The following is a 4,569-nucleotide window of genomic DNA, read 5'->3' as shown; positions in this document are numbered from 1 at the left end:
GGCCGGCTCCGCCTGCGGCGCCGCCTCCCCCGCGATCCCCGGAGGATCGTCCGCCGCGATCGCCGCGGCGATCGTCCTCGGGCTGCCGATCGTGGCGATCGGGCCGTCGCGAGCGATCGCGCTCTCGGGCATGCCGTGGCGGGGCGGCGGCTCGGGCGTGAGCACCCTGGTGAGCCCGCCGGCGCGATGGATCGCGGCGAGCCCGCGGGCGCCGCCGTCGAGGGAGCCGGACAGCACCACGCCGATCATCCGCCCGCGGCCGTGCCGGGCCACGGAATGGAAGAGCAGGTCGACCGCGCGGTTGCCGTGCAGCCGCATCGGGTCGGCGACGATCTCGCCGAAGCTGCGGTCGGCCAGGATCGGGTGCCGGGCCGGCTCGCCGATGTCGATGCGGCCCGGCTCGAAGCGTTCGCCCGCGTCCGCGATCAGGACCGGGGGCGGGCAGGCCTGCGCCAGGATCGCGCGGAGGTGGCTCGGCCGGTCCCAGGGGCGGAGCAGCACGAGGAGGACGGCCCGGAGCGGCGCCGGGAGGGCGACGAGGAGCGCCCGGATGTCGCGAAGGCCCTCGGCCCCGGAGGCGCCGACGCCGACGAACCGGGGCCGGTCACCGGCGGGCATGGGCGCACGGCAGCATCGGGCCGGGCCGGGGCGCCACGCCGGACGGCGAGGATTTTTTGGCCCCACGGTCCGGGGCGTGGGGTGCCGGCGCGCCGCGTCAGTTCAGCCGCCAGATCGCCGCGTTGAGCAGGGACGCGAAGGCGACCCAGGCGGCGTAGGGCACCAGAAGCCACGCCGCGATCCGGTCAATCCGCCAGCTCAGGCGGATCGTCCACAGGATCATCACGAGGAGGGCCGCCACCACCACCAGGCCGGCACCCAGCGCGTGGCGGGCGAAGAACGTCGGCGTCCAGGCGGCGTTGAGCGCGAGCTGCACGCCGAAGGCGGCGATCGCCAGCCACCAGCCCCGGCGCGACGGGCCGGTGGCCGGGCGGGCGCCGAGCAGGCGCCAAGCTGAGACGACCATCAGCACGTCGAGGATTGTCCAGGCGATCGGGAAGGCCGCGTTCGGCGGGTTGAAGGCGGGCTTGGCGAGGCCGGCGTACCACCCGTCGATCTCGGGGGCCGTCGACAGCCCGCCGATGAGCGAGGTCGCCCCCACCGGCAGGATCGCGGCGGGCAGGCGCAGCCACCAGGGAAGGGCCGGGCGGATCGGAACCCGCGTCGGCGAGGCTTGCGTGGACGAGGCTTGCGTGGACGCGGCGCGGCTGGCGGTCTGCATGGACGAAACCCGACGGGGACCTCGGAGGCGGCCCCGGCCCGGATCGTGGCAGCCGCGGCGTTCGGAGGCTATAGGAAACCCGCGCGTCTTCCTCCCCTCGTGCGGGGAAGGGACGATGAAGGGAAGGGACGCGGCGCGAGCCGCATCCGGACCGTCGAACGATCTCCCGCCACGCAACATCGGACGCGGCCATGACCTCACGCAACCCGACGGACGACGCCGACCCTCGCGCCGCCGGATGGTCGAAGCGGACGCTCGCCGCCCAGGCGATGGGGCATGTCGAGCCGGTGACCCGCGCGGTGGTGGCGCCGCTGCACGTCTCGACCACCTTCATCCGCGACCCCGACAACGGCTATTCCTCCGGCTTCTCCTACGCGCGGCCCGACAACGCGACGGTACGCGAGGCGGAAGCCGTGCTGGCGATGCTGGAGGAGGCGCCGGCCGCGATGCTGTTCGGCTCCGGCATGGCGGCGGCGACGGCGGTGTTCGGCGCGCTGGAGCCCGGCGACCACGTGGTCGCGCCGGCGGTGATGTACTGGGCCCTCAAGCGCTGGCTGCGCGAGGAGGCGCCGCGGCGCCGGCTCGACCTCGATTTCGTGGCGATGGACGACCTCGACGCCCTGCGCGCCGAGATGCGGCCGGGCCGGACCAAGCTCGTCTGGATCGAGACTCCTGGCAACCCGCTCTGGACGGTCACCGACATCGCCGCCGCGGCCGAGATCGCCCATGCGGCCGGGGCGCGGCTGGCGGTCGACTCCACCGTCGCCTCGCCGTTCCACACCCGGCCGCTGCGGCTCGGCGCCGACCTCGTCATGCATTCCGGCACCAAGATCCTGAACGGCCATTCCGACGTGATCGCCGGCGTGCTCGCCACCGCCGCCCGCGACGCCGCCTGGACCCGGATCGGCGCGATCCGCGCGAGCGGCGGCGCGATCCTCGGGCCGTTCGAGGCCTACCTCTTGATGCGGAGCCTGCGCACCTTCCCCCTGCGCGCCGCTGCGCAATCGGCCGGCGCCCTCGACCTCGCGGGCCGCCTCGCCCGGCACGCCCACGTCGCCCGGGTGCTCTATCCGGGGCTCCCCGAGGATCCGGGCCACGCGGTCGCCGCGCGGCAGATGGACCAGGGGTTCGGGGCGATGCTGTCGATCCGGGTGGCCGGGGGCGAGGCCGCGGCGATCGCCACCGCCGCGCGCGTGCGCCTGTGGAAGCGCGCGACCTCGCTCGGCGGCGTCGAGAGCCTGATCGAGCACCGCGCCTCGGTCGAGGGACCGGGCACGCCGTGCCCGCCCGACCTGCTGCGCCTCTCGACCGGGCTCGAGGACCCCGACGACCTGTTCGCCGACCTCGACGCGGCGCTCCGGGCCGCCCACGCGGGCCCCTGAGCGCGGCGGGCTCGGATTCCTGTCCCGCGGGCGGGACCCTCCGGCGTGCCGCGCGTTGTGCCTCACAGCTTCCGAGCATCCCACGCCGAGAGACGACGAGCGGACCATGACGACACGCATCCTTGCCGGCGCCGCGCTCACCGGGGCCCTGGCGCTCGCCCTCCTCGCCGCACCGGCGGCCTCCACCGCCGCGCGGGCCGACACGGTCCCGAACCTCGACATCAAGAAGACCTGCCAGTCGGCGAGCCGGGCCAACGTCAGCGTCAGCGACAACGCCAACATCGAGGGCTGCCTGCGCTCCGAGCGGGACGCGAAGAAGGAGGCCGAGCGCCGCTGGGGCGACTACACGCCCTCGGCCAAGCGCCAGTGCGAGGACCAGTACAAGGCCGGCGGCTACCCGTCCTACGTCGAGATGGTGACCTGCCTCGAGCTCGCCAGCGGCACGGTGCCGACCCAGCCAAATTCTGGCGGCACCGCCACCGGCGGTCCCGGCGCGCCGGGCGGCAAGGCGGCCCCGCAGGAAGCGGGAAGCCAGAACCTCACGCGCGAGCCGGCCGCGAGCCAGCGCACCAACCCGATCGAGGTGCTCGAGAAGAAGTAGCGCCCGCGATGTCGGAAAGACCGCTTCTCGCCGGCCGCCGCGCCGTGGTGTTCGACGCCTACGGCACCCTGTTCGACGTGCATTCGGCGGTGCAGCGCCATGCCGACGCGGTCGGGCCGGCGGCGGCGCGGCTGTCGGAGCTGTGGCGGGTGAAGCAGCTCGAATACAGCTGGACCCTGTCGCTGATCGGTTGCACCGCCCCGTTCTGGCAGCTCACCGAGCGGGCCCTGGACTTCGCCCTGGCGAGCCACCCGGACGTCGACGCGGGCCTGCGCGACCGGCTGCTCGACGCCTATCGCGACCTCGACGCCTACGGGGAGGTGCCGGGCGTGCTGGAGCGCCTGCGCGCGCGCGGCCTGTCCACCGCCATCCTCTCCAACGGCGACGACGCCATGCTCGGCCGCTCGGTCGCCTCGGCCGGCCTCGCGTCCCGCCTCGACGCGGTGCTCTCGGCCGACGCGGCCGGCGTGTTCAAGACCCATCCGCGCGCCTACGCCGTGGCGCTCGACGCCCTCGGCGTGCCCGCCGAGGCGGTGCTGTTCTGCTCCTCGAACCGCTGGGACATCGCCGGCGCCACCGCCTTCGGCTTCGCCTGCGCCTGGATCAACCGCACGGGGAAGCCGGACGAGTACGCCGACCTCGCGCCGGTGGCGGTGCTGTCGGATCTAGCCGGCTTGTTCTGAGGCGGGGCGTCGGCTCCCCCATCTCACCTGGATCGCATGGGGTGCGGGTTCCCCTCTCCCCGCGTGCGGGGCGAGGGGATGCGCGCGGCGCGCACCGCCATGGTCCTGTAAGGCTCCCGCGCGTCGACCGACCCCTCACTTCACCACGATCCAGTCCTCCACCACCAGGGCGTCGAGGCCGGTGGTGGTGAACATCAGGATCGCGTCCTCCGCCGTGTGGAGGATCGGCTTGCCCATCACGTTGAAGCTGGTGTTGAGCAGGATCGGCACGCCGGTGATCTCGGCGAAGGCGGCGATCAGCGCGGCGTAGGCCGGGTTGCGCGCCGGCGTCACGCTCTGGAGCCGGCCGGTGCCGTCGGCGTGCACCACCGCCGGGACCTGGTCGCGCTTGGATTCGCGCCAGACTAGGGTGCGCTCCATGTACGGGCTGTCGGCGTAGGCCTCGAACCAGTCGGGGCCGGCCTCGGCCAGGATCGAGGGGGCGAAGGGCCGGAAGGCCTCGCGGTACTTCACCTTGGCGTTGAGCGCGTCCTTCGCGCCCGCCGGCCGCGGGTCGGCGAGGATCGAGCGGTTGCCGAGCGAGCGCGGGCCGAACTCGGCCCGGCCCTGGACCCAGCCGACGAG

Annotated in this window: 6 protein-coding genes; 3 read left to right on the top strand and 3 right to left on the bottom strand. The window is 74.4% G+C overall.

The features are described from left to right. A partial coding sequence (locus tag FV230_RS25125; protein WP_147844333.1) for a chemotaxis protein CheB occupies nt 1-618 on the bottom strand: 618 nt, incomplete at its 3' end. Between the two features lie 97 nt (nt 619-715). Continuing rightward, on the bottom strand, nt 716-1,279 hold the full coding sequence (locus FV230_RS25120) for a TspO/MBR family protein (RefSeq protein WP_147844332.1): 564 nt from the start codon (nt 1,277-1,279) through the stop codon (nt 716-718). Nucleotides 1,280-1,470: 191 nt separating this feature from the next. Between FV230_RS25120 and FV230_RS25115 the strand changes: the two genes are divergently transcribed. The 3 genes from FV230_RS25115 to FV230_RS25105 all read left to right on the top strand — a co-directional run bounded on the left by FV230_RS25115 (nt 1,471) and on the right by FV230_RS25105 (nt 3,945). Beyond that, nucleotides 1,471-2,661: an aminotransferase class V-fold PLP-dependent enzyme gene (locus FV230_RS25115; protein ID WP_147844331.1), complete on the top strand. Its 1,191-nt coding sequence runs from the start codon at nt 1,471-1,473 to the stop codon at nt 2,659-2,661. A 106-nt stretch (nt 2,662-2,767) separates the two neighbouring features. Further along, the gene (locus FV230_RS25110) at nt 2,768-3,262 is read left to right on the top strand and encodes a hypothetical protein (protein WP_147844330.1); all 495 of its coding nucleotides are present in this window, start codon (nt 2,768-2,770) and stop codon (nt 3,260-3,262) included. A gap of 8 nt (nt 3,263-3,270) precedes the next feature. Then, on the top strand, nt 3,271-3,945 hold the full coding sequence (locus tag FV230_RS25105; protein ID WP_147844329.1) for a haloacid dehalogenase type II: 675 nt from the start codon (nt 3,271-3,273) through the stop codon (nt 3,943-3,945). Between the two features lie 135 nt (nt 3,946-4,080). Here FV230_RS25105 and FV230_RS25100 read toward each other — a convergent pair. Next, the coding region (locus tag FV230_RS25100; RefSeq protein ID WP_281408325.1) for a carbamoyltransferase C-terminal domain-containing protein at nt 4,081-4,569 on the bottom strand (489 nt) is incomplete at its 5' end.

Origin of the sequence: Methylobacterium sp. WL6 (genome assembly GCF_008040095.1) — a bacterium.
Lineage (GTDB): Bacteria > Pseudomonadota > Alphaproteobacteria > Rhizobiales > Beijerinckiaceae > Methylobacterium.
Note: the sequence above shows the minus strand (reverse complement) of the source record. Positions and strands in the feature narration are given on the sequence as shown.